This is a genomic window from Paraburkholderia tagetis (genome assembly GCF_022213065.1).
Classification (GTDB): Bacteria; Pseudomonadota; Gammaproteobacteria; order Burkholderiales; family Burkholderiaceae; genus Paraburkholderia; species Paraburkholderia tagetis.
This window is the reverse complement of the sequence record NZ_JAKLJA010000010.1, coordinates 147,019-171,323: the sequence shown is the minus strand read 5'-3', so window position 1 is coordinate 171,323 and position 24,305 is coordinate 147,019. Positions and strand designations below refer to the sequence as shown.

At 65.1% G+C, this 24,305-nt stretch carries 20 protein-coding genes and 1 tRNA gene; 9 read left to right on the top strand and 12 right to left on the bottom strand.

Annotation, left to right across the window (positions count from 1 at the left end; genetic code table 11):
* Positions 1–20 precede the first annotated feature (20 nt).
* Complete coding sequence (locus tag L5014_RS15115; RefSeq protein WP_238464535.1) at positions 21–1,220, top strand: amino acid aminotransferase; 1,200 nt, start codon at positions 21–23, stop codon at positions 1,218–1,220.
* A 189-nt stretch (positions 1,221–1,409) separates the two neighbouring features.
* On the opposite strand, the gene L5014_RS15110 is transcribed toward L5014_RS15115, so the two are convergent.
* Both L5014_RS15110 and L5014_RS15105 read right to left on the bottom strand, forming a co-directional pair.
* Positions 1,410–2,822, bottom strand: coding sequence for a DUF3734 domain-containing protein (locus tag L5014_RS15110; RefSeq protein ID WP_420800071.1), 1,413 nt, complete (start codon positions 2,820–2,822; stop codon positions 1,410–1,412).
* Positions 2,823–2,837: 15 nt separating this feature from the next.
* On the bottom strand, positions 2,838–3,641 hold the full coding sequence (locus tag L5014_RS15105) for a 3-hydroxybutyrate dehydrogenase (protein WP_213294530.1): 804 nt from the start codon (positions 3,639–3,641) through the stop codon (positions 2,838–2,840).
* A gap of 379 nt (positions 3,642–4,020) precedes the next feature.
* Here L5014_RS15105 and L5014_RS15100 point away from each other — a divergent pair, with 379 nt between their 5' ends.
* On the top strand, positions 4,021–4,992 hold the full coding sequence (locus L5014_RS15100; protein WP_238464534.1) for a potassium channel beta subunit family protein: 972 nt from the start codon (positions 4,021–4,023) through the stop codon (positions 4,990–4,992).
* 353 nt (positions 4,993–5,345) lie between these two features.
* Positions 5,346–6,191: a 23S rRNA (adenine(2030)-N(6))-methyltransferase RlmJ gene (locus L5014_RS15095; RefSeq protein ID WP_238464533.1), complete on the top strand. Its 846-nt coding sequence runs from the start codon at positions 5,346–5,348 to the stop codon at positions 6,189–6,191.
* 101 nt (positions 6,192–6,292) lie between these two features.
* Here L5014_RS15095 and L5014_RS15090 read toward each other — a convergent pair whose 3' ends face one another.
* From L5014_RS15090 to cueR, 3 genes are all read right to left on the bottom strand, one after another.
* Positions 6,293–6,601, bottom strand: coding sequence for a hypothetical protein (locus L5014_RS15090; protein WP_238464532.1), 309 nt, complete (start codon positions 6,599–6,601; stop codon positions 6,293–6,295).
* 273 nt (positions 6,602–6,874) lie between these two features.
* Complete coding sequence (locus tag L5014_RS15085) at positions 6,875–7,021, bottom strand: DUF3563 family protein (RefSeq protein ID WP_238464531.1); 147 nt, start codon at positions 7,019–7,021, stop codon at positions 6,875–6,877.
* A 327-nt stretch (positions 7,022–7,348) separates the two neighbouring features.
* A complete protein-coding gene (gene cueR / locus L5014_RS15080; RefSeq protein WP_238464530.1) occupies positions 7,349–7,765 on the bottom strand; it encodes a Cu(I)-responsive transcriptional regulator in 417 nt (138 codons plus the stop codon).
* A 154-nt stretch (positions 7,766–7,919) separates the two neighbouring features.
* On the opposite strand from cueR, the gene L5014_RS15075 reads away from it, so the two are divergent.
* Positions 7,920–8,126 (top strand): heavy-metal-associated domain-containing protein, encoded by a 207-nt coding sequence (locus tag L5014_RS15075; RefSeq protein WP_238464529.1) that lies wholly within the window; start codon positions 7,920–7,922, stop codon positions 8,124–8,126.
* A gap of 13 nt (positions 8,127–8,139) precedes the next feature.
* Positions 8,140–9,057, top strand: a complete 918-nt coding sequence (locus L5014_RS15070) for a dTDP-4-dehydrorhamnose reductase family protein (protein ID WP_238464528.1) — start codon at positions 8,140–8,142, stop codon at positions 9,055–9,057.
* Positions 9,058–9,069: 12 nt separating this feature from the next.
* On the opposite strand, the gene L5014_RS15065 is transcribed toward L5014_RS15070, so the two are convergent.
* From L5014_RS15065 to imuA, 3 genes are read right to left on the bottom strand one after another with little or no spacing between them, the layout of a single operon-like run.
* The gene (locus L5014_RS15065) at positions 9,070–12,678 is read right to left on the bottom strand and encodes an error-prone DNA polymerase (RefSeq protein ID WP_238464527.1); all 3,609 of its coding nucleotides are present in this window, start codon (positions 12,676–12,678) and stop codon (positions 9,070–9,072) included.
* Between the two features lie 21 nt (positions 12,679–12,699).
* On the bottom strand, positions 12,700–14,340 hold the full coding sequence (locus tag L5014_RS15060) for a Y-family DNA polymerase (protein WP_238464526.1): 1,641 nt from the start codon (positions 14,338–14,340) through the stop codon (positions 12,700–12,702).
* Entirely contained in the window at positions 14,228–15,079 is an 852-nt protein-coding gene (gene imuA, locus L5014_RS15055) for a translesion DNA synthesis-associated protein ImuA (RefSeq protein ID WP_238464525.1), read from the bottom strand. Before imuA ends, L5014_RS15060 begins: the two co-directional genes overlap by 113 nt.
* A gap of 420 nt (positions 15,080–15,499) precedes the next feature.
* On the opposite strand from imuA, the gene L5014_RS15050 reads away from it, so the two are divergent.
* A complete protein-coding gene (locus tag L5014_RS15050) occupies positions 15,500–16,321 on the top strand; it encodes a response regulator (protein ID WP_238464524.1) in 822 nt (273 codons plus the stop codon).
* 82 nt (positions 16,322–16,403) lie between these two features.
* On the opposite strand, the gene L5014_RS15045 is transcribed toward L5014_RS15050, so the two are convergent.
* A tRNA-Pro gene (locus tag L5014_RS15045) sits at positions 16,404–16,480 on the bottom strand.
* A gap of 152 nt (positions 16,481–16,632) precedes the next feature.
* On the opposite strand from L5014_RS15045, the gene sixA reads away from it, so the two are divergent.
* On the top strand, positions 16,633–17,094 hold the full coding sequence (sixA, locus tag L5014_RS15040; RefSeq protein WP_238464523.1) for a phosphohistidine phosphatase SixA: 462 nt from the start codon (positions 16,633–16,635) through the stop codon (positions 17,092–17,094).
* Positions 17,095–17,254: 160 nt separating this feature from the next.
* Positions 17,255–18,073 carry a GNAT family N-acetyltransferase gene (locus L5014_RS15035; protein WP_238464522.1) on the top strand — a complete coding sequence of 273 codons (819 nt, stop codon included), beginning with the start codon at positions 17,255–17,257 and terminating at the stop codon, positions 18,071–18,073.
* Positions 18,074–18,254: 181 nt separating this feature from the next.
* On the opposite strand, the gene ppx is transcribed toward L5014_RS15035, so the two are convergent.
* Positions 18,255–19,841 carry an exopolyphosphatase gene (gene ppx / locus L5014_RS15030; RefSeq protein WP_238464521.1) on the bottom strand — a complete coding sequence of 529 codons (1,587 nt, stop codon included), beginning with the start codon at positions 19,839–19,841 and terminating at the stop codon, positions 18,255–18,257.
* Positions 19,842–20,069: 228 nt separating this feature from the next.
* On the opposite strand from ppx, the gene ppk1 reads away from it, so the two are divergent.
* Positions 20,070–22,133 carry a polyphosphate kinase 1 gene (gene ppk1, locus L5014_RS15025; RefSeq protein WP_238464520.1) on the top strand — a complete coding sequence of 688 codons (2,064 nt, stop codon included), beginning with the start codon at positions 20,070–20,072 and terminating at the stop codon, positions 22,131–22,133.
* A gap of 36 nt (positions 22,134–22,169) precedes the next feature.
* On the opposite strand, the gene phoR is transcribed toward ppk1, so the two are convergent.
* Positions 22,170–23,483 carry a phosphate regulon sensor histidine kinase PhoR gene (gene phoR / locus L5014_RS15020; RefSeq protein WP_238464519.1) on the bottom strand — a complete coding sequence of 438 codons (1,314 nt, stop codon included), beginning with the start codon at positions 23,481–23,483 and terminating at the stop codon, positions 22,170–22,172.
* A gap of 115 nt (positions 23,484–23,598) precedes the next feature.
* Positions 23,599–24,300 carry a phosphate regulon transcriptional regulator PhoB gene (gene phoB, locus L5014_RS15015; protein ID WP_035522777.1) on the bottom strand — a complete coding sequence of 234 codons (702 nt, stop codon included), beginning with the start codon at positions 24,298–24,300 and terminating at the stop codon, positions 23,599–23,601.
* Positions 24,301–24,305 lie beyond the last annotated feature (5 nt).

Sequence of the window (24,305 nt, the reverse complement as noted above, 5' to 3'; positions counted from 1 at the left end):
CTCACTTTTGCCGAATCATCATGTCCCTCTTTTCCGCTGTCGAACTCGCCCCTCGCGACCCGATCCTGGGTCTGAACGAAGCCTATAACGCCGACACGCGCGCGACCAAGGTGAACCTCGGCGTGGGCGTGTACACCAACGAGGAAGGCAAGATTCCGCTGCTGCGCGCCGTGCGCGAGGCGGAAAAGGCCCGCGTCGAAGCCGGCCTGCCGCGCGGCTACCTGCCCATCGAAGGCCTCGCCGCCTATGACGCCGCTGTGCAGAAGCTGCTGCTCGGCAACGACTCGCCGCTGATCGCAGCGGGCCGCGTCGTCACGGCGCAGGCGTTGGGCGGCACGGGCGCGCTGAAAATCGGCGCCGACTTCTTGAAGCGCGTGAACCCGAACGCCAAAGTCGCGATCAGCGATCCGAGCTGGGAAAACCACCGTGCGCTCTTCGAAAGCGCAGGCTTCGAAGTGGTCGCCTACCCGTACTACGACGCGCAAACCAACGGCGTGAACTTCGAAGGCATGCTTTCGGCGCTGAGCAGCTACGCTGCGGGCACCGTCATCGTGCTGCACGCGTGCTGCCACAACCCGACTGGCGTGGACCTCACCATCGACCAGTGGAAGCAGGTGATCGAAACCGTTAAGGCACGAGGCCTGGTGCCGTTCCTCGATATCGCCTACCAGGGCTTCGGCGACGGCATCGCGGAAGACGGCGAAGTCGTGCGCCTCTTCGCCGCTTCGGAACTCAACGTGTTTGTTTCGTCGTCGTTCTCGAAGTCGTTCTCGCTGTACGGCGAGCGCGTGGGCGCGCTGTCGATCCTCACGAGCAGCAAGGAAGAGTCGGCGCGCGTGCTCTCGCAACTCAAGCGCGTGATCCGCACGAACTACTCGAACCCGCCGACGCACGGCGGCTCGGTGGTCGCAGCCGTCCTCGGCTCGACCGAGCTGCGCGCGATGTGGGAAACCGAGCTTGGCGAAATGCGCAACCGCATCCGCGCGATGCGCACGGGCCTCGTCGAGCGTCTCACGGCGGCGGGCGTGGACCGCGACTTCAACTTCATCAACGTGCAGCGCGGCATGTTCTCGTACTCGGGCCTGACCGCAGCGCAAGTCGACCGCCTGCGCGAAGAGTTCGGCATCTACGCCGTGGGCACGGGCCGTATCTGCGTGGCCGCGCTGAACACGCGCAATCTCGACGCCGTGGCTACCGCTGTGGCGCAAGTGCTGAAGTAATGCGTCTTCGCTAGCGGAGCGCGCTGCCGCAAGACGGCGCGCCGTTCTGCCGCAAAAGAAGCACGAAAAAAAGCGTCCGCTCGAAAGAGCGGACGCTTTTTGTTTTTCCAGGCGCAGCGCGCTTGCCGCGCAACGATCGCACGCCGATGCCCGCCAGACGTCGCCAGGTGCCAGGTACTATGCGCTGCGCTAGGCGCTATGCTCCCCGTCGTTGCCGTGTCCACGGCTGTCACGATGGATGTCATGCGTGACGAAGCCGGAGTCATTGTCGGGCTTGTCGAGCCAGCCCGGCTGCGCGAGCGACGCGCGAATGTCATGCAAGCCGCTCGCCCAATGTTCGCGCATCGTCGAGATGCCGAACTGGAAGTCCTTGAAGTGACCCTCGTACTCCTTCTGCCGGTAGATCAGGTGGATCACGTTGTACTTTTTCGAGCACGAGAGCTCGTCAGCCAGCTTGACCCACTTGTCCTCCCGATGCTCGGGTGCCACGCGATCCAGCACCTCGCGCAACACGTGCCGGTAACGCTGCGAGCGCTGAAGCATGTCGGTAACGAGACGCGTGCGGCTCGAATACTGAATGTCCTTCACGCGGCCCTGGACGTCGGTGATGTTGTCGGGCACCGGTCCAAGCGCGCTCCAGAGGTCCACCTGGAACGCGAGCGTGTCACGCCGAGGCGAAGTCTGAATCACCTCGTAGAGCGGCGTATTCGACATCAGCCCGCCGTCCCAGTAGTACTCGCCGTCGATTTCCACCGCCGCAAAACCCGGCGGCAGTGCCCCCGAGGCGATGAAATGCTCGGGCCGCAGCTTCGTGGTGGTGTTGTCGAAATAGGCGAAATTGCCGGTGCCCACGTTCACGGCGCCGAGCGACACGCGAATCTCGCCCGAATTGATGCGATCGAAATCGCACAAGCGCTCGAGCGTGGCCTTGAGCGGTTTCGTGTCGTAGTAGCTCGCCGTCTCCGGATGCCCGGACGCCTGCGGCAGCGGCGGCGGAACGCGCGGCACGAAGAAGCCCTTCTGGCCTTCGACCAGCGCGCTCGCCGCCTGCATCGCCGTGAAGGTCTTGCGAATGGCGTCGCCGGAGTTGAACAGGGCGTGCTCGATGAAGGCCGGCAATGGCGGCGTGAAGGCAGGCTGGCAGATCGTCTCCCAGAACTCGCGCAGGCGCGCCACGCGATGCTCGGGCGCATTGCCCGCGATCAGCGCCGTGTTGAGCGCGCCGATCGAGATGCCGGCGATCCAGTTGGGCGCGATGCCGGCTTCGAACAAGCCTTCATAGACGCCCGCCTGGTAGGCGCCCAGCGCGCCGCCGCCCTGCAGCGTAAGCGCGATGGTCTCCCACTGCATGGACTCGCTCGCGCAGCTCGTGACGAACGGCTGGGCGCGGGGGGTGTGCTGCGCGGCTGATTGCGAGGCTGGCCGCGCAGCCGGCTTCGCGCCCGGCGGCGAGCCAGGCCGTGCATCGGATTGCGCGTTGTAACGCGCGTCAGACTGCATGCCAGGCTGTGCATCGGACTGCTGCAGCCCGGCGCCGGTGCGCGAGCCCGCCTCTGCGCCGACCGCGCTCGATTCGACCTGCCCTTTCTTGCGTTGCGCCATGGCCGGCTCTCCGCGTTATTGCATGAACCAGCCGTGGCTCACCACGAACGACTGGCCGGTGAAGGCCGCGCTCGGGAACGCCGAGAGGAACAGCACCGTCTGCGCCACGTCTTCGACCGTCGTGAAGATGCCGTCCACGGTGCCGCCCAGCATCACGCGCTTGACCACTTCTTCCTCGGAGATGCCCAGCTCCTTCGCCTGCTCGGGAATCTGCTTTTCAACCAGCGGCGTGCGCACGAAGCCGGGGCAGACCACGTGCGAGCGCACGTTGTGCTTGCCGCCTTCCTTGGCGAGCACGCGCGCGAGGCCCAGCAGCGCATGCTTGGCCGCGACGTAAGCCGACTTGAGTGGCGAAGCTTCGTGCGAGTGCACCGAACCCATATAGATCACGACGCCGCCGCGATCGTCCTTGTACATGTGCTTGAGGACCGCCTTGGTGGTGAGGAATGCGCCGTCCACGTGGATGGCCTGCATCTTTTTCCAGTCGGAGAACGCGTAATTTTCGATCGGGTTCACGATCTGGATGCCGGCGTTCGAGACGAGGATGTCGACCGGGCCAAGCTCGGCCGCCACACGGTCGATGCCCTGGTTCACGGCTTCTTCGCTGGTGACGTCCATGGCCACGCCGATAGCCTTGCCGCCCGCGCCCTTGATCTCCGCGGCCACGGCGTCGGCGCCGCTCTGGTTGAGGTCGGCGATGGCGACCGCCGCGCCCGCCTGCGCGAGCGTGAGCGCGATCTGCTTGCCGATGCCGCTGGCCGCGCCGGTAACGACTGCGACCTTGCCATCGAGCTTCGTGTTCAGAGTGAGAGACGACATCGAGCACCTCCAGGTAGTAGACGGAATGAGACCTCGACGCGCACACGCCGTCAAATCTGTCGAATAGCTTAAGACTCGAGCTTAAGACTCGGGCTTAAAACCCAGGATTAAGACATTGCCTACGCCATTCGGTCGGATGTTGCGCCGCGGCCAACCGCGCTATTGTGCATGAAGCCGTGCGCCGCGCACATCGAGCCGGGCAGCGCCGTGCGCCCTTGCCATGCACTTTCCATGCACTTGCCATGCCTCGCCACGCGTTTGCCGCAGTGCACCGGCGCATGCTGCCCAACCCGCTTGTCGGCCGCTCGTGCCATGCCGCGAGTGCTCGGCACACGCGCGCGGATCATGCTAAGTTTGGCCGCTCTACAAGGAGGCGTTCATGAACTATCGGCGACTGGGCCGCTCGGGTCTGCAAGTCAGCGAACTGTCCATCGGCTCGTGGGTCACCTATGGCAATCAGGTCGATCGCAATCTCGCGCGCGAATCGCTTGCCGCCGCGCGCGACGCGGGCGTCAACTTCTTCGACAATGCTGAAGCCTACGCGGGCGGCAAGTCGGAGGAGATCATGGGCCAGGCGCTCAAGGAGCTCGCCTGGCCGCGCGTGAGCTATGTGGTGTCCACCAAGTTCTTCTGGGGCTTGAACGAGGCGCCCAACCAGTACCATACGCTCAACCGCAAGTACCTCATGAACGCCATCGACGGCTCGCTCAAGCGGCTGCAGCTCGACTACGTCGACCTGGTGTTCTGCCATCGTCCCGATCCGAACACGCCCGTCGAGGAAACCGTCTGGGCCATGAGCGATATGATTGCGCGGGGCAAGGCGCTCTATTGGGGCACCTCGGAGTGGAGCGCCGAGGAAATTCGCGCCGCGTGGGAAATCGCGGAACGGCATCACCTTCACAAGCCCGTCATGGAGCAGCCGCAGTACAACCTGTTCCACCGCCGCCGCGTGGAAGACGAATATCGGCGGCTCTACGAGGACATCGGTCTCGGCCTCACTACCTGGAGCCCGCTGGCCTCGGGGCTACTTACGGGCAAGTATCGCGGTGGCATGCCCGCCGGCAGCCGCGCCCAATTGCAAGGCTACGACTGGCTGCGCAAGGAAGTCACGGATGCCGGCAAGAACGATATCGTCGGCAGGCTCGCGGACTTCGCAAAGGAGCTGGGCTGCACGGTGGGTCAGCTCGCGCTCGCGTGGATTCTCAAGAATCCGCGGGTGAGCACGGTGATTACCGGCGCGTCGCGCGTTGAGCAGATCGGCGAAAACATGCTGGCGCGCGAAGTGGCCCAGAAGATCACGCCGGAGGTGAAGGAAAAGATCGAGGCGATCGTCGGCGACAGCTACGATTGAGGCGGCTGCCGGCTGCGCCGCATGGCGATTATGCCGGTGTGTTGGTGTATCGGTGGTATCGCGCGGTGCATCGTCGGTGCATCGGGCCGAAGCACCGGGCGCTGCACCAGGCGCCACGCCGGGGGCGGTACAATACGCGGCCTCGCCGGCGGGCGGCCTGCATTAGCAGGCCGCCCGCGCGATTCATCCGCGGCGCGTGCGAACGGAACGTATGAGCAAACGTACCGGTAAACGTACAAGCAAGCACACGCGCCGCCGTTTTCGTATCATCTGCAATCGCACAATGCGCTCGTGCAAGTCCGCACGCGCTTGCCCGCGTTTCCGATTGCCACCGACCTCGCGTCCGCCCCATCATGCTGAGTTACCGTCACGCCTTCCACGCCGGCAATCACGCCGATGTCCTCAAGCACGCCGTCGTGGTGCAACTTCTGCAATACCTCAGCAAGAAGGACAAGGCGTACTGGTACATCGACACCCATGCGGGCGCAGGCGCCTATGCGCTGCGTGAAGGCTACGCCACGAAGAACGCCGAGTTCGACACCGGCATCGGCAAGCTCTGGGGCCGCTCCGATCTGCCAGCGATGCTCGCCGACTACGTCGACGAAGTCGCGGCGCTCAATCCCGACGGCGAGTTGCGCTTCTATCCCGGCTCGCCCTATCTCGCCTGGCGGCTCATGCGCGAGCAGGACCGCATGCGGCTATTCGAGCTGCACAGCACGGAGATCGACGTGCTGCGCCACCGTTTTCGCGATGCGGGCCGGCGCGTGATGATCTATGCGGGCGACGGCTTCGACGGCATCAAGGCGCTGCTGCCCCCGCCGCCGCGCCGCGCGCTCGTGCTGATCGACCCGTCATTCGAGGACAAGCGTGACTACGCACGCACCATCGCGTGTGTGGAGGATGGGCTCAAGCGCTTTGCCACTGGCACTTACGCGGTCTGGTATCCACAGGTCACGCGGCCCGAGTCGCAGCGCTTTCCCGAGCAGTTGAAGCGCCTTCAGGAGAAGAACTGGCTGCACGTCTCGCTCTCGGTCAGCCGTCCGCCCGAAGACGGCTTCGGCCTGTATGGCAGCGGCATGTTCATCCTGAATCCGCCCTACACGCTCGTGGCGACCCTCAAAGAAGCCATGCCGTGGCTCGTCAAGACGCTCGGCCTGGACGATGCCGCGCAGTTCAAGATCGAATCGCGCGGCGACTGAAATCCACTTCGGCCACGCGACGGCGCCTGGTGCGCGACGGCGCCGCGGCAAGCGGCGCCTTTATGCGGTGGCATGTATTGTTGCCGCGATTGCCGCGAAGGTTACGGCGAAGGCCTCGGCATCGGCCGCGGCGGCCGCCCTCCGCCACCTGGCACTTCCACATAGGGCGCGACGATGATCGGCACCTGCGAGCCGTCCGCGCCCGTTCCATTCAGCGTGGGCAACGACGGGGCCTGCACCATCGGCTGAGACGAAAGCGGTGCGTTTTGCAGCACCATGCCCGGCTGGCCATCGCTGATTCCTCGCTGCGTATCCAGAATCAATGGCTGCCCGCCCGCGTGCGCGCCGGCGCTCGTCAACGCAATCGCCAGAACGACGCTCGCGCCGACAAACGCTGGCGCGTGGCTCATCCGTCCTGGACAAGAGCGGCGGAATAAACGACCTGACTTCATGAACGCCCCCCCGATCAATGCGACTCCATGGTTTTGTCGATCGGAGTTAGCGCGTTGCGCTCCGATCCCATACAGCGTTATCGGCTTGTCGCAGAAAAGTCTTTACCTTACCGCAATGGCAAGGTTCAGACTGCATCGCGTGGGCACCGCGGCGCATCGAATTCCGGCCCAGAAATAACAAAGCCCCGCCAGATGCGGGGCTTGCGGCAGTGCAGAGGACCTGCGGACTGCTTACAGCGAGTAGCCGTGCGATTCGAGCGAGCGGAGACGCTGTTCGAGTTGCACGATGTCGGCCGACGAGGCGAGGTACGTTTCGCGGCGTTGACGCTCAGCGGTTTCGAGCCAGTTGCTCAGCTTTTCGAGAAGGTATGCAAACATGATGTGTTCTCCAAGGATTGGTGTATCCCCGGTGGATTCGCATCAGGGATTACCCTCGTAAGGGATAACCCGCATTATAACGATTGCCCCAAACTTTTCCAGTGAATTGATCGAATACGGTGCATTCCATTCTGGAATGGTGCGTCGGGACGCTTGGGGCAAGTGCATGATTTATCGGTATATTTCCGGCGACTTCGGCATGTCTGCATGCATCATGCATTGCGATGCACCAGAATTGTGCAGCACTCCGCAAAAGTTGCGACAATTTGCCTGCACGGGTTGCACCTCCTGGCGCCGCGCCGCGCGGCCCTCGCCTCGTTCGTGCGCTCAGGCCTCGACGGTGTGCGCTTCCGGCGTCAGGTCGGCGAGCCGCTCGATGATTGGGCAGTCCGGCCGCTCGTCGCCATGGCAATGGGCCGCCAGATGCTTGAGCGTGTCGCGCATCTGCGTGAGTTCGGCAATACGCTGGTCGAGTTCGGCCACGTGCTGAAGCGCGATGGCCTTGACCTCGGCGCTGGCGCGCGAGCGGTCGTGCCAGAGCGCGAGCAGGCGCCGGATATCGTCGACGAGAAAACCCAGGCGCCGCGCCTGACGGATAAAGCGCAGCGCGTGCACCTCCTGGATGCCGTAAACGCGGTAGCCGGACTCGGTGCGCCCCTTCGGCGCGAGCAGGCCGACGCTCTCGTAGTAACGGATCATTTTTGCCGTGACGCCCGATTCGCGCGCCGCTTCGCCGATATTCATGCTGCTCCCCTGAATGACATTCGATGGTTTGATGCTACACCTTCCCACAATGGGAAGGTGTAGCATCCTCGTCGCCTACCCGCTGGCATAATCCGGCGACGGCCTCATCGGCTCCCTGTTCACGCTTTTCGTTCTCTCCTAAAAGGAAAACACCATGATCCAGTTCAACGTCGAAGGCATGAGCTGCCAACACTGCGTCGGCGCCGTGACGCGCGCGATCCACGAACACGATGCCGCCGCGAAGGTCGAGATCGATCTGGCCACAGGCCGTGTGAGCGTCGAGTCGAAGCAGAGTGTCGAGGTGCTCAAGGCCGCCATCGACGAGGCGGGCTACACCGTCACGGGCACGGCCAGCGTCTGACGCGAGGCCTGCCATGTTCAAGGTTGCCGTAGCAGGCGCTTCCGGGCTGCTCGGGCGCGCGCTCGTACACGAACTTGCGGCCGGGACGGACTGGCAGGTCGTGTCCACCGCATTCAGCCGCGTAGGCGCGGGGCAAGTCGCACTGGACATACGCGACGCGCGCGCGGTCGACGCATTCGTCGCCAGCGAGGCGCCCGACGCCATCGTGATTGCCGCCGCCGAGCGCCGCCCCGATGTCTGCGAGCACGACCCGGTCGCGGCGCGCGCACTCAACGTCGATGCCGTGCGCAGCATGGCTACGGCGGCCAGGCGGCGCGGCGCGTGGGTGCTGTCGATCTCCACCGATTACGTGTTCGACGGCACGCGTCCGCCCTATCTGCCCGATGCCGCACCGAACCCGCTCAACGCCTACGGCCACAGCAAGCTCGAAGGCGAGCGCGCGCTGCTCGACGCCACCGACAACGCGCTCGTGCTGCGCCTGCCGCTCCTGTACGGCCCGATCGTCGACTGGCAGGAGTCGGCGGTGACGAGCCTCGTGCCGGCGATCCGCGCTTCTGCGCAGCCGGGCGCCGCGCCCGCGGTCATGGACGCCTGGGCCACGCGCTACCCCACCTTCACGCCCGACGTCGCGTTCGTGATTCGCGAATTGCTCACGCGCTGCGCGGACGGCAACGCGGTGCGCGGCATCGCCCAGTGGTCCGGCGACGAGCCGATGACCAAATACGACATCGCACAGCGCATTGCGCGCGCGCTCGGCATCGACGCGCAACTCGTCGCACAGACGGCGCCAGCGGACTCGACGCCGCGTCCGCGCGATTGCCACCTCGACTCGGGGCGGCTCGAAACGCTGGGGATCGGCCGGCGCACGCCGTTCGACGCGGGCATTCGCGCGGTGCTCGACGCGTTCGCGCGCGACAGCGCGGCACCGTAGCCCCCTCCCCGCTCAATGGAAATCGCGGCTCTGGGTCGCGAGCCGCCCGAGCAGCCGGCTGTGATCCTCCAGCCGCTGCGCGACCAGATGCACGACCTCGCCCTCGCGCTGCACGACGCCCGCCACCGCCAGCAACGACGCTCCGAGCAGCGCCTTGCGCTGTGACTCCACGAGTTCCGCGTGCACGATCACGTTGACCGCCCCGGTCTCGTCCTCGAGCGAGACGAAGATCGTGCCCTTCGCCGTCCCGGGCCGCTGCCGCACCGTGACGATTCCGCACACGCGCGCGAGCATGCCGTGACGGCACTGCGCCAATTGCGCCGCGCTGCGAAAGCGCTGCTTCGCCAGCCCCGGCCGCAGCAGTTCGAGCGGATGGCGGTTGAGCGTGAGGCGCAGGCTGGCGTAATCGGCGACGATCTCCGCGCCCTCCGAGGCGCGCGGCAATTCGAGCCGCGCCTCGGCCACGGGCGCGTCGCGCAATAGCGCGGGCACCGCGTGCTGCGCGGTCACGGCCCACCACGCTTCGCGCCGATGCCCCGCGATGCTCGCGAGCGCATTGGCCGCCGCGAGCGCCTCAAGCTCGCGACGCGTGAGCGCGGCACGGCGCGCAAGATCGTCGACGTCGACGAACGGCGCCTGAGCGCGCGCAGCCATCACGCGCTGCGCGGCGCCCTCCGAAAATCCCTTGATGAGACTGAAGCCCAGCCGCACCGCCGGCCCTCTGCGTCCGTAATGCCGGGACGCCAGCGCGACGCGCGCATGCACGATGCGCTTGAACTCGTGCATGAACTGGCGAGGACGCTTGCGCCTGCCATCGCGACCGCGCTCATCGTGCTGTCTGCCGCCATGTCCGTCGCACTGTCCGTCACCATGCCCGGCGTCGGCTCCTGCCACACCACTGCGCGCATGTGCAAGTGCGAGCGCAGCGGTCTTTAACAAGGCGCGGTAATGTGCCGCCTCGGCGCGGCGAGTGGGCTCGCCATCGGCGTCGAGGGCATCGAGCCGCACGCCCGGCTGGCCGCGCGACTCCAGCACGGATGCCCAGTCGCTCAGTGCGATATCGGGCGCGCGCACCTGCACGCCGTGTCGCTTCGCATCTTGCACGAGCTGTGATGGCGAATAGAACCCGAGCGGCTGACTATTCAGCAATCCTGCAAGAAACGCAGCGGGCTCGTAGCGCTTGAGCCACGAACTCGTGTAGACGAGCAGCGCAAAACTCGCCGCATGGCTCTCCGGAAAACCGTAGTCGCCGAAGCCCTCGATCTGCTTGCAGATGCGCTTCGCGAAATCTTCTGTATAGCCTTTCTTGAGCATGCGCTGCGTGAGATCGTCCTGATAGGGCCGCAGATCGCCGTCGCGCCGCCATGCGGCCATCGCGCGGCGCAGCTTGTCGGCTTCCTCGCCGGTGTAGTCGGCGGCGACCATCGCGAGATGCATCACCTGCTCCTGAAAGATCGGCACGCCGAGCGTGCGCCCAAGCACTGGGCGCAGATCCTCGTTCGCATACTCGACCTTTTCATCTCCATGCCGGCGCTTCAGATACGGATGCACCATGTCGCCCTGAATCGGCCCGGGCCGCACGATCGCCACCTGGATCACGAGGTCGTAATACGCGCGCGGACGCAAACGCGGCAGCATGCTCTGCTGCGCGCGCGATTCGATCTGGAATACGCCGACGGTGTCCGCGTGACAGCACATCTCGTAGACCGCCCGATCCTCGGCGGGAATGTCCTGCACGCGATACGCCGGGAGCCCGCGTCGCAACGCGACGAATTCGAGCGAGCGCCGGATCGCCGACAGCATGCCGAGCGCGAGCACGTCCACCTTCAAAAGACGCAGCGCGTCGATATCGTCCTTGTCCCACTCGATCACGTAGCGGTCCTTCATCGCTGCGTTCTCGATGGGCACGAGGCGCGAGAGCTTGTCCTTCGCGATCACAAAACCGCCCACGTGCTGCGAGAGATGACGCGGGAAACCGCGCAGTTCGCGCGTGAGACGGATCAGTTGCTGCGTGACATGCGAGTCGGGCGAAAAACCCGCCTCCCGCAGATGGTTCGCGATCGAATCGGGGCCGTCCCACCACTGATTCGCACCGGAGAGCTTTTCGACGAGCGCGTTGTCGAGCCCGAGCGCCTTGCCCACGTCGCGCAGCGCGCTGCGCGAACGGTACGTGATGAGCGTCGCGGCCAGCGCGGCGCGACGCGTGCCGTACTTGCCGTAGATGTACTGAATGACTTCCTCGCGCCGCTGATGCTCGAAGTCGACGTCGATGTCGGGCGGCTCGTTGCGCGCGCGGGACAGAAAGCGCGCGACGAGCATGTTCATGCGCACCGGGTCGATCTCCGTGATGCCCAGGCAGTAGCAGACCACCGAGTTCGCCGCCGAGCCGCGCCCCTGACACAGAATGCTCTGCGAGCGCGCAAAGCGGACGATGTCGTGCACGGTCAGGAAGTACTTTTCGTACTTCAGTTCGGCAATCAGCTTGAGCTCCTCTGCGATCTGCGCGCTGCGCTTCTCGTTCAGGCCGTCGGACCAGCGCTCGGCGGCACCCTTCATCACAAGCTTTTCGAGCCACGACGCGGGCGTCTCGCCCGTGGGCACGAGCTCCTCGGGATACTCGTAGGCCAGCTCGCCCAGGCTGAACGTGCAGCGGCGCGTGACCTCGAGCGTCGCATCGAGCGCATCGCGCGGATACAGCGCGCCGAGCCGCACGCGCGAGCGCAAATGACGCTCCGCATTCGGCTCCAGCGCACGGCCGCACGACGCGAGCGGCTTGCCGATGCGCACCGCACTCAGTGTGTCCTGCAACGGCTTGCGCGAGCGTGCATGCATCAGCACCCCGCCCGCCGCGACGAGCGGCAGACCGCTTTCCTGCGAGACGTGGCGCAGCACGTCGATCTGCGTCTCGTCGCCGCCCGTTTGCCAAAGCTCGAGCGCGAGCCATGCGCGCTCGGCCGCGAAGCCCGCGAGCCAGTGCGCGGCGCGCAGCGTCTGCGCGAGCGGGGCCGCGCGCTGCGGCACGAGCAGCAGCACGCAGTCGCGCAAATGCTTCAGATGCGCTGACGCCGGCTCGGGGTCGGTGAAGTCGGACGGATGCACGCGGTAGTGGCCCTTGTCCGCGCGCGAGCGCGCGAGCGTGATCAACTCGCACAGGTTGCCGTAACCCTCGCGATTCATCGCGATCGCAACGAGCGTGCAAAACGGCGCGCCGTTTTCATCGACGAGATTCAGCTCGCTGCCGATCAGCAAATGCAGCGAAGGCACGAACGGGCTGAGCGCCGCCTCTGCGGTTTCGGCCTGCTTTGTACCTTGTTCCGCACCCTCTCCTGCACCCAGCGCGCGTGCCGCGCGCACGGCTTCGTCGTGCGCTTTTTTGCGTGCTTCGTCATAGTCGTTGAGCGCGCTAAACGCGCGCACGACGCCGGCGAACGAGCATTCGTCGGTGATGGCGAGCGCGCGATAGCCGTGACGGATCGCCTGCTCGACCAGCTCGCCCGGGCGCGACGCACCGCGCAGGAACGTGAAGTTGCTCAGACAGTGCAGTTCCGCATAATCGGGCAATGCCGATCGCGACGAAGAAGATTGTGCAGGCAACGATGAGCCTGCCCCGCTGTTCGACATGATGCTGAAGATGAACCGGCGTTAGCCAAAAAGCCCCTGCAAATACCACTGCCCGCCGATGCGCTCGCGGTACAGCCAGAACATGCGCCCCTGGTCGTCGGCGGCGACGTAGTAGTCGCGCCCGACGCCCTCGCCGTCCCACCAGCCTGCCTCGATGCGCTCGGTGCGCGTGAGCGTCTTGAGCGGCCGCCGATAAACCGGCCGGTCGTCGCGCACCATCAGCTTGAGCGGCTTTTCGAGCAGCCATGCCGGACGCGGCTGCGACGGCAGCGGCACCTCGGGCAGATCGAAGGCCGTCTGCACGGGCGCGGCTTCTTGCTGCGCATCGGCTTGACCGTTCGACTTGCGCGGCTTGCGCACAGCCGTTCGGCGCGCAGGCGCACGGTATGATCGCGCCGACATCGCCTGCTCGGGCCGGTGATCGTCCTCGACGAACAACTGCAGCACGTTCTGCTCGCCAACGCGCGCGCCGATGCGCTCGAAGAGTTGTGCGAGCGATGCGTCCGACGCCTCGGGCGAGGGAAAGAGCGTATCGGTGGGTGGCGCCCAGGCGCTCACCTGATCGGCGACGAGCGCGAGGCCGATCACGGGCGCGGCCAGTTCGGTCTGATTGAGCTTCTCGCGCAGCAGCCACAGCAGATGCTCGGCATCGCGCGAAGGCGCGGCCCACGACAGCGTGAGGCTCGACGTGCGCGGTGCATGACGCGACGCCAGCTCATGCTCGAGACGCAGCTCGAAGCGGCTCAGCGCGCCGTGCTGGGCGGCGAGCCAGCCGGCCAGTTGCATCACGAGGCGGCGCGCGGCGAACAGCAGCGCCTCGGCGCTCTCCACGCGCGCCAGCAATTCGAGCGATGCGTGAAACGACGGCGGCGCGGCAAACCAGGCACGCGGATCGGGCGCCTCGCCGCGCGCCTGCGCGAGCCAGGCGAGCACGCCGTCGCCGAAGCGGCGCACGACGCCGTCACGCGGCAGCCGCCGTAAATCGCCGAGCGTCGCGCAGCCGATCTGCGTGAGCGCCTGCTCGTGCTGCGCGGCGAACGGCGCAAGCTCGACCGGCAGCGCGTCGAGTGCGCGCATGAGCGTGGCGTCCTTGAGCATGCGAAAGCGCCGCGCCGAATGCACCCCGGCGCATGCACGCGCCTGCGCGAGCGTCCACGCGCCCCACGCCGTGGGCGCGCAGGCGATGCGCGCGGCGTGGCCACAACCGGCCACCGTGGCCGCCACCTTGGCGAGCAGCGCGCGCACGCCGCCGAAAAGACGCAGCCCGGAGCCGACTTCGAGCAAAAGCGTATGCGACTGCGCGAGCGACACCTTCGGCGTGTAGGCGAGCAGCGCGAGCGCGAGCGCCTCGAACGCGCGCGTCTCGCGCGCCGGGTCGGGCTCGAGCAGCACGAGCCCCGGCGCCAGCGCAAGCGCATGGGCGCGCGTGCCGCCCGGCTGCACGCCGAGACGAAACGCATCGAGATCGGCAATCAGGATGCGCGCGTGATCGGCGAGCGCGTAGCAGCGCGCGTCTTGTGCGACCTGTGCGCCCAGCCCCGCGGCCTCATCAGGTCGATGACTGGCCGGCAGGGATACCGGCGACGCTGACGACATGAGCGGCACTGGCGGTCTCACGGCCTCCAGCGGCAACAACGGCAAGGTGACGGCGATCCACAACATGATTGATCCCGGACCACGGCTCAGCCGGCAATGCGCCCGGCTGGGGCAGCACCGACTCCTGCAGCGGCAAAGTGATGACGAGTGGCTGAGCGGGCGGCGGCCCGCGACGCTTGAAAATATCGACGGACATGGCGGCGAGCTGCATCCATTGACGACGGTTCAGACGCACGTCATCGGGCGGCGGAACCGGCGTGCACACCATGCGCAGCGGCGCCGGCGACGACTGACTGCGCGCGGCGGGCGGCCGCATGAGAAACGCCAGCGACTGCGAATCCTGGGCGGCGACCTGCAAACGCCGCAGGGCGTCGGCGCGCGCCTTCGGCTGCCAGAGCAGCACGGCGCCGATGCCGTCCTGCTTGAGCGCCTGCTCGGCGGCCCACGGCGCCTCGTCCTCGCTCGCGCGCACCCAGATCAGGCGTTCGAGCGCGATTCCCCACGCCTTGAGCGCGCTTGCGTACGGCTGCCACGGCGGCGCGACAAGCAGCACGTGCCGCCCCGCCTGCGCGGTGAGCGTGCGCAGCGCGGGCGCGACGAGCCGCATCTCGCCGATGCCGCCCTGCTCGACAAGCAGCTCGGTCAGGCTGCCCACGGGCCAGCCCGCGCCGGGCAACAGGGCGTCGAGCGCGGCATGGCCGCTCGCCACCGTGCGCTCGCCCGCGTACGCGAGCTGGTTGCCCTGCCAGACCCGGCTTTGTAGCCGGGGCGGCAGGTGCGTCGCCGCAAACTGGAGTGCTGCCATGATTGCGCTCTGAAAAAAGGAAATAGAACGCCCTGCCCAACGCAAAACGGGGCATGACAGGATTGCCGGCGCGGCGCGAAAGACCTCGCCGCTACCTGTATATTTATACAGTATTTGACGGGGTTGGGGAAGCGGATGCGTTCACCCCCAAACTTCGATCTGTCTTGCAGCAGCGCAGGGTTACGCACCGCTAGCTGGAGCATCCCCGCAAGATCCGCGTGATTAAATTCCCACCCGTTCGATGCACGTTTGCATCTCGTCCCAATATCGCCTCATGACCCAATATCGCTTCATGAAACAGGAATATTTTCGAAAATTTCCTCTTCAGGATAATTACACAATCACAAACATATTTATTACGCATAAAAATAAATCTGCGTAGAAATAATCTTATTTATTGGTCTGACGATATTTGACAGAGTGCTCCATAGTCACGCCTCATTTAACCAGGAAATTTCCCTCTCGCAGGAACGCAAGGTCAGGGGGCGAAAAGAGATGCAGGAAATTTATGCAATCAGGTCGCAGATAAATCGAAATGCAAACATCAAAGGAGTACTAATTTTGACGCACCATAAAAACCCTACCAATACTCCCAATTACGTCCGCGTCATTATTGCCGATGACCATCCCATCGTACGACTGGCCGTTGCCGCTGCCTTTACGAACCTGCCCGGTTATGAGATTGTCGCGCTTGCAAAATCGGGACTCGATCTGCTGAATGTATTGCACAAAACCCCCTGCGATCTGATCGTCACAGATCTCGCAATGTGCTGGGACGCCCCTGAAACGGACGGCATGGCACTGATCCGGTGGCTCAGATTCAAATATCCAGCCACCCCTGTTGTCGTCTTCACAATGACAACCAGCATCAGCATAATCAAAGAACTCATAAAGGCACGCGTTGCCGGCATCGTCACCAAAGACGAGTCGATGTGCGAGCTCACGAAGGTCTGTCAGTATGCGCAGTCTGGCCGCAAAATTGCCGTCTCCGATATGATCGCGCGAAGGCTTTCGGCATCCGCACCAGCAGAGATCAAGCGCAAACTCGTGCTTTCATGCAAGGAACGCGAAGTCGTCCAGTTAATTGCGCGCGGCATGTCACTAACCGAAATTGCCCGCCGCTCCGGCCGCACGACTTCCACGATCGGCACTCAGAAAATGGCGGCGATGCGCAAACTGCACCTGACATCCAACGCCGAGCTGATTCAGTATGCAATGCTCCACGGGCTGGCCGGTTCTTGAAACATCCGGGAACCCGCCCGGCAACACCGCCGCCCGCGCAAAAAGAAAAAGGGCTTAGCATGCGCTAAGCCCTTGATATTACTGGTCGGAGCGATAGGATTCGAACCTACGACCCTCTGATCCCAAATCAGATGCGCTACCAGGCTGCGCTACGCTCCGACGAATTGTCGATTATATCGCCCTCTTTCCGGGATCGTCAAATCCACATCGCTTAAGACGGATACCTTGCCGCCGCCTCGCCCCGCGTGCACCATGCAGGAAACCCGCGTGGAAACCATCCACACATGCCCATCCCTCAAGAGAGCCGCCAAATGAACCTCATCCTCTGGCGCCACGCCGAAGCCGAAGACACCGCCGCGAGCGATCTCGCCCGCCAGCTCACCACGCGCGGGCGCAAGCAGGCGCAGAACGTCGCGCGCTGGCTGCGCGCGCGCCTGCCCGACGACGCCGTGATCCTCGCGAGCCCCGCCGCGCGCACGATCCAGACCGCCGAGGCGCTCACCGATCAGTACCGCGTCGTACGCGAGCTCGCGCCCGACGCGAGCGTCGACGCCGTGCTCGCCGCCGTCGGCTGGCCCAAAGGCATCGCCTCCACGGTCGTTGTGATCGGCCACCAGCCGACACTCGGCGAAGTGGCTGCGCATCTGCTGTCGAATGAAGAAAACCGCAGTTGGGCCCTGAAAAAAGCCGGCGTCTTCTGGATCAAAAGCCGCGAGCGCAACGGCGACGGCGAAGCCATCCTGCTCGCCGCCATCACGCCCGATCTCGTCTAGCGCCCTGGCGGCGCAAACCGCCCTCGCAACCCTTGCCCGCCGCCCCTCCCCATCCCCGCCTTACAGCGCGTCACCGAATCGTCATTGCGTTTTCATGGAAACGTAACCGCGTCTTACTACATTGCCGGAAAAGTTCTTTTACTTCCGACCAGGACGCCCCATGCGAGATCTGCCGACGCCCTCCCTGCCGTTCGCCTCGAGTCTCTTCGAGTCGAATCGACGTCTGCCGCGCGCCGAAGAAACGGTTACCGCGCAGCATCGCCTGCAGGTGGCCTGGGCTCGCAGCGACGAAGAGCTGCGCGAAGCGCAGCGCCTGCGCTACCGCGTGTTCGCCGAGGAAATGGGTGCGCGTCTCTCGGGCCCGGCGGGCCTCGACGTCGACGCCTTCGATAGCTGGTGCGATCACCTGCTCGTGCGCGACCTTGACACGCTCAAGGTCGTGGGCACCTACCGCGTGCTGCCGCCGCACCAGGCCGCGCGCATCGGCCGCCTCTACGCCGAGAGCGAATTCGACGTGTCGCGCCTCGCGCACCTGCGCCCCAAGATGGTCGAGGTGGGCCGCTCGTGCGTGCATCCCGACTACCGTAGCGGCTCGGTCATCATGTCGCTGTGGGGCGGTCTCGGCGCCTACATGACGCATAACGGCTACGAGACGATGCTCGGCTGCGCGAGCGTCGCGATGGCCGACGGCGGCCACTACGCCGCCAATCTCTACACCACGCTCGGCGCGAACGCGCTCACGGCGCCCGAGTACCGCGCGTTCCCGCACACGCCGCTGCCCGTCGAGGAGCTGCGCACGGGCGCGTCCGCCGTGCCGCCGCCGCTCGTCAAGGGCTATCTGCGTCTTGGCGCGAAGATCTGCGGCGCGCCGGCCTGGGATCCCGACTTCAACTGCGCCGACTTCCTCACGCTGTTCCGTCTCTCGGACATCAACGAGCGCTACGCGCGCCACTTCCTCGGCGACGCCGCCGCGCGTTGAGTGCACGAACACGCACCGAACGCGCATCACCGAACACACATAAGCGACGCACCAAAGCACAACGCCCGGATCAGCAGACCGGGCGTTGCTTCTTGAGCGCTTCCAGCAAGACGCGTGGCTCAGGCAGCCGTCACGCTTTGGCCGCGCATCATTCGTCCGCGCGTTACTAGTCCGCGCATCGCTAGTCCGAATACACCACGCGATACGGAATCCCGATCTTGCCCCACTCCGCTGCTTCCTGGACGAGGTTGTAATCGGTAAGCGGATTGTTCTGCACCCACGCGCTCGGCAGCAGCACTTCGTAGCCCTTGCCTTCCTGGATCACCTTGATCTCCGGCAGGCCGACATCGGCGCGGCGGCGGCTCAAGAGGCCCGCGAGGCGCAGGCAGAACAGCAGCGGCCATTCCACGTCGCGCGTCTGCGAGAGCTTGCCGAGCTTGCCTACGTGGCCGAGCACGAGCGCGGCGAGGCGCGCCTGGTCGGTGCGCGAGAAGCCGGGCATGTCGGCGTTGCTGGCGATATAGGCCGAGTGCTTGTGATATGCACTGTGCGAAATCGACAAGCCGATCTCGTGCAGCGACGCCGCCCAGCCGAGGAACATGCGGTTCTCCTCGCGGCGTTCGTCGTCGGGCTCGTCGAACTGGTTGTAGAAGCTCACCGCCAGCCCGCCGATGCGGGCCGCCTGCGCGCGATCCACGCCGTAGCGGCGCATGAAGCCTTCCACGGTGACGGTGCGCATGTCCTCGTGCTGCGAGCGGCCGAGCAGGTCGTACAGCACGCCCAGGCGCAGCGCGCCGTCGGTGGTGTCGACGTAGTCGATGCCCATTTCGTCGAACACGGCGATCATGATCGAGAGACCGCCCGCGAGCACCGGGATGCGGTCGGGCTTGAGCGCGACGAGCTTCAGGCGGTTGACGTTCTCGGCCTTGATGAGCGCGCGCTTGAGGCGCTCGAGCCCGCCGCGCGAGATGCCGTGCGTGACGCCAGGGTCGTTGAAGCCATTCGCTTCCACGAGCTCGGCGAGCGCGCGCGCCGTGCCCGAGGAGCCGATCGCCTGGTCCCAGCCGGTCGTGCGGTAGTCAGAGGAAATAATCTGGATCTCGCGCGTGGCGGCAAGCTCCGCCTGACGCATGGTGTATTCGTCGACGTTGCCGGCCGGGAAAAACTGGCGGCTATGGCTCACGCAGCCGATATAGAGGCTTTCCATGTGGATCGGCGTGTAGTGCGCGCCGATGATGAACTCGGTCGAGCCGCCGCCGATGTCCACCACGAAGCGCTTGCCCGCGCTCGCCGGCACCGAATGCGCAGCGCCTGCGTAGATGAGGCGCGCCTCTTCGCGGCCCGCAATCACTTCGATCGGGAAGCCGAGCGCCTTTTCCGCCTCGACGAGAAATTCGCGCGCGTTCTTCGCCACGCGCAGCGTGTTGGTGGCCACGGCGCGCACGTGGTCCGGGTGGAAGTCGCGCAGGCGTTCGCCGAAGCGCTTGAGCGCGTCCCAGCCGCGCACCTGAGAGGCGCGGTCGAGCATCTTCTCCTTCGAAAGGCCGGCGGCAAGGCGCACGGGCTCGCGCAGGGCATCGACGGGATAGATCTGGCTGCCGGCGTCGGTTTCCTCGACCCGGCCGACGATCAGACGAAAGCTGTTCGAACCGAGATCGACGGCGGCAAGCAGTTGCGGATTAGTGACCATCGAGGGGGCAGGCTCCATGCGTGCGAACGCGGCCATCCGGTCTCGCTGGGCGGCCGCCGCGCTGTCCAAATATGCCATTTTAAGCGTACCCGACTTCGCCATGTCGCTCCTCGCGCCGATTGCGGTCCGCAGTGCCCCACGAGGGGCGCCCTGACCCAGGCTGCATCATTGCCGTGCGTGGTGTCGAATACGTGAAAATGGGGCGTAGAATTTATGACACACCAATTTTCATAATAAAGTCACATAACTGTGAGAATTTCCGAGCGTCCGTTCGAATCATCACCTGGAATTCCGCTTTCGATACCAATGTCCATCCGCTATCCCTTACTCAATCGCGAACTGGGCATTCTGGGATTCAACGAGCGTGTGCTCGCACAGGCCGCCGACCCATCTGTTCCCTTGCTGGAGCGCCTGCGCTTCATCTGCATCACCAGCAGCAATCTCGACGAATTCTTCGAAGTTCGCATGGCCGGGCTCCAGGAGCAGATGCGCGACAACCCGGGCACGATCTCGCCCGACGGCATGTCGCTGCAGCACGTCTACGAGCTCGTGGTCGAGCGCGCGCAGCGTCTCGTGCATCGACAATACGCCATGCTGCACGACATCGTGCTGCCGGCGCTCGAAGCGGAAGGCATCTATTTCCACGGTACGGACGCCTGGAACGAGGCGCAAACCGCGTGGGCGCGCAAATATTTCGTTGACGAACTGCTGCCCGTGCTCACGCCTATCGGGCTCGACCCCGCGCACCCTTTCCCGCGCGTGCTCAACAAGAGCCTGAATTTCGTGGTCGAGCTAGAAGGCAAGGACGCCTTCGGGCGCCAGGCTGTCATGGGCATCGTGCAGGCGCCGCGCGCGCTGCCGCGCCTCGTGCGCATGCCGCAGGAGCTTTCGGGCTTCCAGCACGGCTTCGTGCTGCTCGGCTCGCTGTTGCAGCGCTTCGTGGGCGAACTGTTTCCGAGCCTCGTCGTGCGTAGCTGCAATCAGTTCCGCATCACGCGCAACAGCGAACTGTTCGTCGACGAAGACGAAATCACGAACCTGCGCGTGGCCTTGCAGGGCGAACTGCCCGCGCGCCATCTGGGCAACGCGGTGCGGCTCGAAGTTTCTGCCGAGACGCCGCCGCATCTCGTCAAGCGTCTGCTCGACGAAAGCGGCCTGAACGGGAAGGACTGCTATTACGTCGATGGCCCCGTGAATCTCGTGCGTCTCATGCAATTGCCCGAGAAGGTGGACCGCCCCGACCTCAAGTTCGTGCCGCACGTGCCGGCCATTCCGCAACGCATCGCGGCGAACAGCAATATGTTCGATGTGATCGATCAGGGCGACGTGCTGCTCCATCATCCGTATGAGAGCTTCCAGCCGGTGCTCGAGCTGCTGCTGCAGGCCGCCAACGATCCGAATGTGGTCGCGATCAAGCAGACCATTTACCGCACCGGCACCGACTCGCCGCTCATGGACGCGCTCATGCAGGCCGCGCGCAACGGCAAGGAAGTGACGGTGGTGGTGGAGCTGCTCGCGCGCTTCGACGAGGAAACCAACATCAACTGGGCCTCGCAGCTCGAAGCCGTGGGCGCGCATGTCGTCTACGGCGTGGTAGGCCACAAGTGCCACGCCAAGATGATGCTGATCGTGCGCCGCACGTCCGTGGACGGCCGCATGGTGCTGCGCCGCTACGTGCACCTGGGCACCGGCAACTATCATCCGCGCACGGCGCGCCTCTACACCGACTTCGGCCTCATGACCTCCGAGCCGAAAATATGCGAGGACGTCCATCACGTGTTCCAGCAGCTCACGGGCATCGGCGGCGAGCTGCAACTGCACGAGATGTGGCAGTCGCCGTTCACGCTGCATCCGAGGATGGTCGAATCGATCCGCGCCGAAGCCGAAGCGGCGCGCGCCGGCAAGAAAGCCCGCATCGTCGCGAAGATGAACGCGTTGCTCGAACCCACGGTCATCGACGAGCTTTATGAAGCGTCGCAGGCTGGCGTAAAGATCGACCTGATCGTGCGCGGCGTGTGCTCGCTGCAACCGGGTGTGCCGGGGCTTTCGGAAAACATCACGGTGCGCTCGATCGTCGGGCGCTTCCTCGAGCATCACCGCATCTACTACTTCTACGCGGGCGGCGCGGAGCATGTCTATCTGTCGAGCGCCGACTGGATGGATCGCAACCTGTTCCGCCGCGTCGAGGTGGCGTTCCCGATCCGCGAGCGGCGCATGAAGCGCCGCGTGATCGCCGAAGGCCTGTCGATGTTCCTCGGCGACAACCAGTGCGCGTGGCTCATGCAAAGCGACGGCCATTACCGCCGCCGTCGCGCCGGCAAGGCCGCGCGCAATGCGCAAATGAACCTGCTGACGAAGTTCTGTTCGTGATGTTTCGGTGATGGCGCTACGCGTTGCGCGTGCGCCTCACACTGGCGCCGGCTGCCGGCGCGCCGTGCGCGCGGCCGGAAAGCGCACCGTAAATGTGCTGCCCCGCCCTTCCTCGCTCTTCACTTCGAGCGCCGCGTCATGGCGCTGCAATACGTGCTTGACGATTGCAAGACCCAGCCCCGTGCCGCCCGTGTCGCGCGAGCGGCTGCGGTCCACGCGATAAAAACGCTCGGTGAGGCGCGGAATGTCGCTCGCCGGAATGCCATAGCCGCTATCGGTGACCGAGAACACCGCCCGACCGTCTTCGGCACGCCACGATAGCTGCACCGCGCCGCCTTCCGGCGTGTAGCGCACCGCATTGGTGGCGAGATTGCCGAGCGCGCTCAATATTTCGGTCTCCGATCCAGTCACGCTCAGACCGTCGTCGAAATCCGCCGTGATGCGATGATGCCCGCCCGAGAGACTCTCCGCATCCTCGCACACGTGGCCGAGCACCGCGCGCATATCGATCATCTGCTCGCCGGGTTGACGCCCCTCGCCTTCGAGCTTCGCCAGCACAAGCAGATCGGTCACGATATGGCGCATGCGCGCGGCCTGCTGCTCCATCAGATCGAAATAGCGCTCGCGCTCGTCCTCGGAGAGCGGCAGCTCGCGCATCGTCTCCAGAAAGCCCGAGAGCACAGTGAGCGGCGTCTTCAGCTCGTGCGAGACGTTGGCGACGAAGTCGCGCCGCATGGCGTCGGTGCGCTCCAGTTCGGTGATGTCCTGCGAGAGCACGAGCTTGCGGCCCTCGCCGTACGGAAACACCTGCACCGAAAGCACGTTCTGGCGCTTCGCACCCATGCCGCGCATGATCAGCATGTCCGTGTAATCGTGCAAATTGAGGTAGCGCACGAAGTCGGGCTGACGCACGAGATGAGTGATGTGCTGGCGCAGGTCGCGCTTCGCGTCGAGGCCGAAATGCACCTCGGAGATGGCGTTGCACCACTCGATCTGGTCGTGATCGTCGAGCATGGCCACGCCGTTAGGCGACGCCTGGATCGCCTGAATGAAGCGCGAGTGCTGCTGTTCCACCTGACGCACCTGGGCGTGCCAGCGCTTGGCGAGCTTGTGCAGGCGGTAATAGATTTCGCCCCAGATGCCGGGAGCGCTCGGCACTTCGCCGTAGACGGGCGCATCGAGCAGACGCCAGAGACGTTGCTTGTGGAAGGTGCTGAAGAGCATTTGGCCGATCAGCGCGACGACCGCGACCGCCAGTGCGAGCTTGACGCCAAAGAGCACGCCAATGCCCGCGCAAACGAGCGCAAGTAGCACGATCGATACAAGGGCGCGCGCCCAGATGATGTTCATGTTCCTGCGATCGAAGAGAATGTCGGTCCGGACCGGGGCGCTGCGGATTGGAACGCCGGCGACGCATGAAACACCGCGCCAGCGTGCTGCTGCCTTGATTCAGGCAAACGCGCGTTCAGGCGCCCTTCGCGAGACGGTAGCCGCTGCCGCGCACCGTTTCGATCATAGCATCGCACCCCGCAGGCTTAAGCGCCGCACGCAAACGTTTGATATGCACGTCCACGGTGCGCTCTTCCACGAATACGTGATCGCCCCACACCTGATCGAGCAACTGCGTGCGGCTGTGCACGCGCTCGGGGTGCGTCATGAAGAAGTGCAGCAGGCGGAACTCGGTCGGGCCGAGATCGAGCTTGATCTCGGAGCCTTCCGCATGGGCGGCGACGCGGTGCGTGGCCGGATCGAGCTTCAGCCCGTTGATCGCAACCACGTCTTCCGTGAGCTGCGGCGCGCGGCGGCGCAGGACCGCCTTGATGCGCGCCATCAGTTCCTTCGGCGAGAACGGCTTCGTCACGTAGTCGTCGGCGCCGATCTCGAGGCCGAGCACCTTGTCCTGCTCGTCGCCGCGCGCGGTCAGCATGATGATCGGAATATGCTTCGTGCGCTCGTTGTTGCGCAGATCGCGCGCGAAATTCACACCAGACTTACCCGGCAGCATCCAGTCGAGCAGGATGAGATCGGGCAGCACGTCGCTGATCAGGCTCTGCGCCTGCTCCGCGTTGTAGGCACGGATCGGGCAATGACCTGCGTGCTGCAGGTTCACGGAAATCAGCTCGGAAATTGCGGGCTCATCTTCGATGACGAGAATGCTGCTGGGCATCGGCA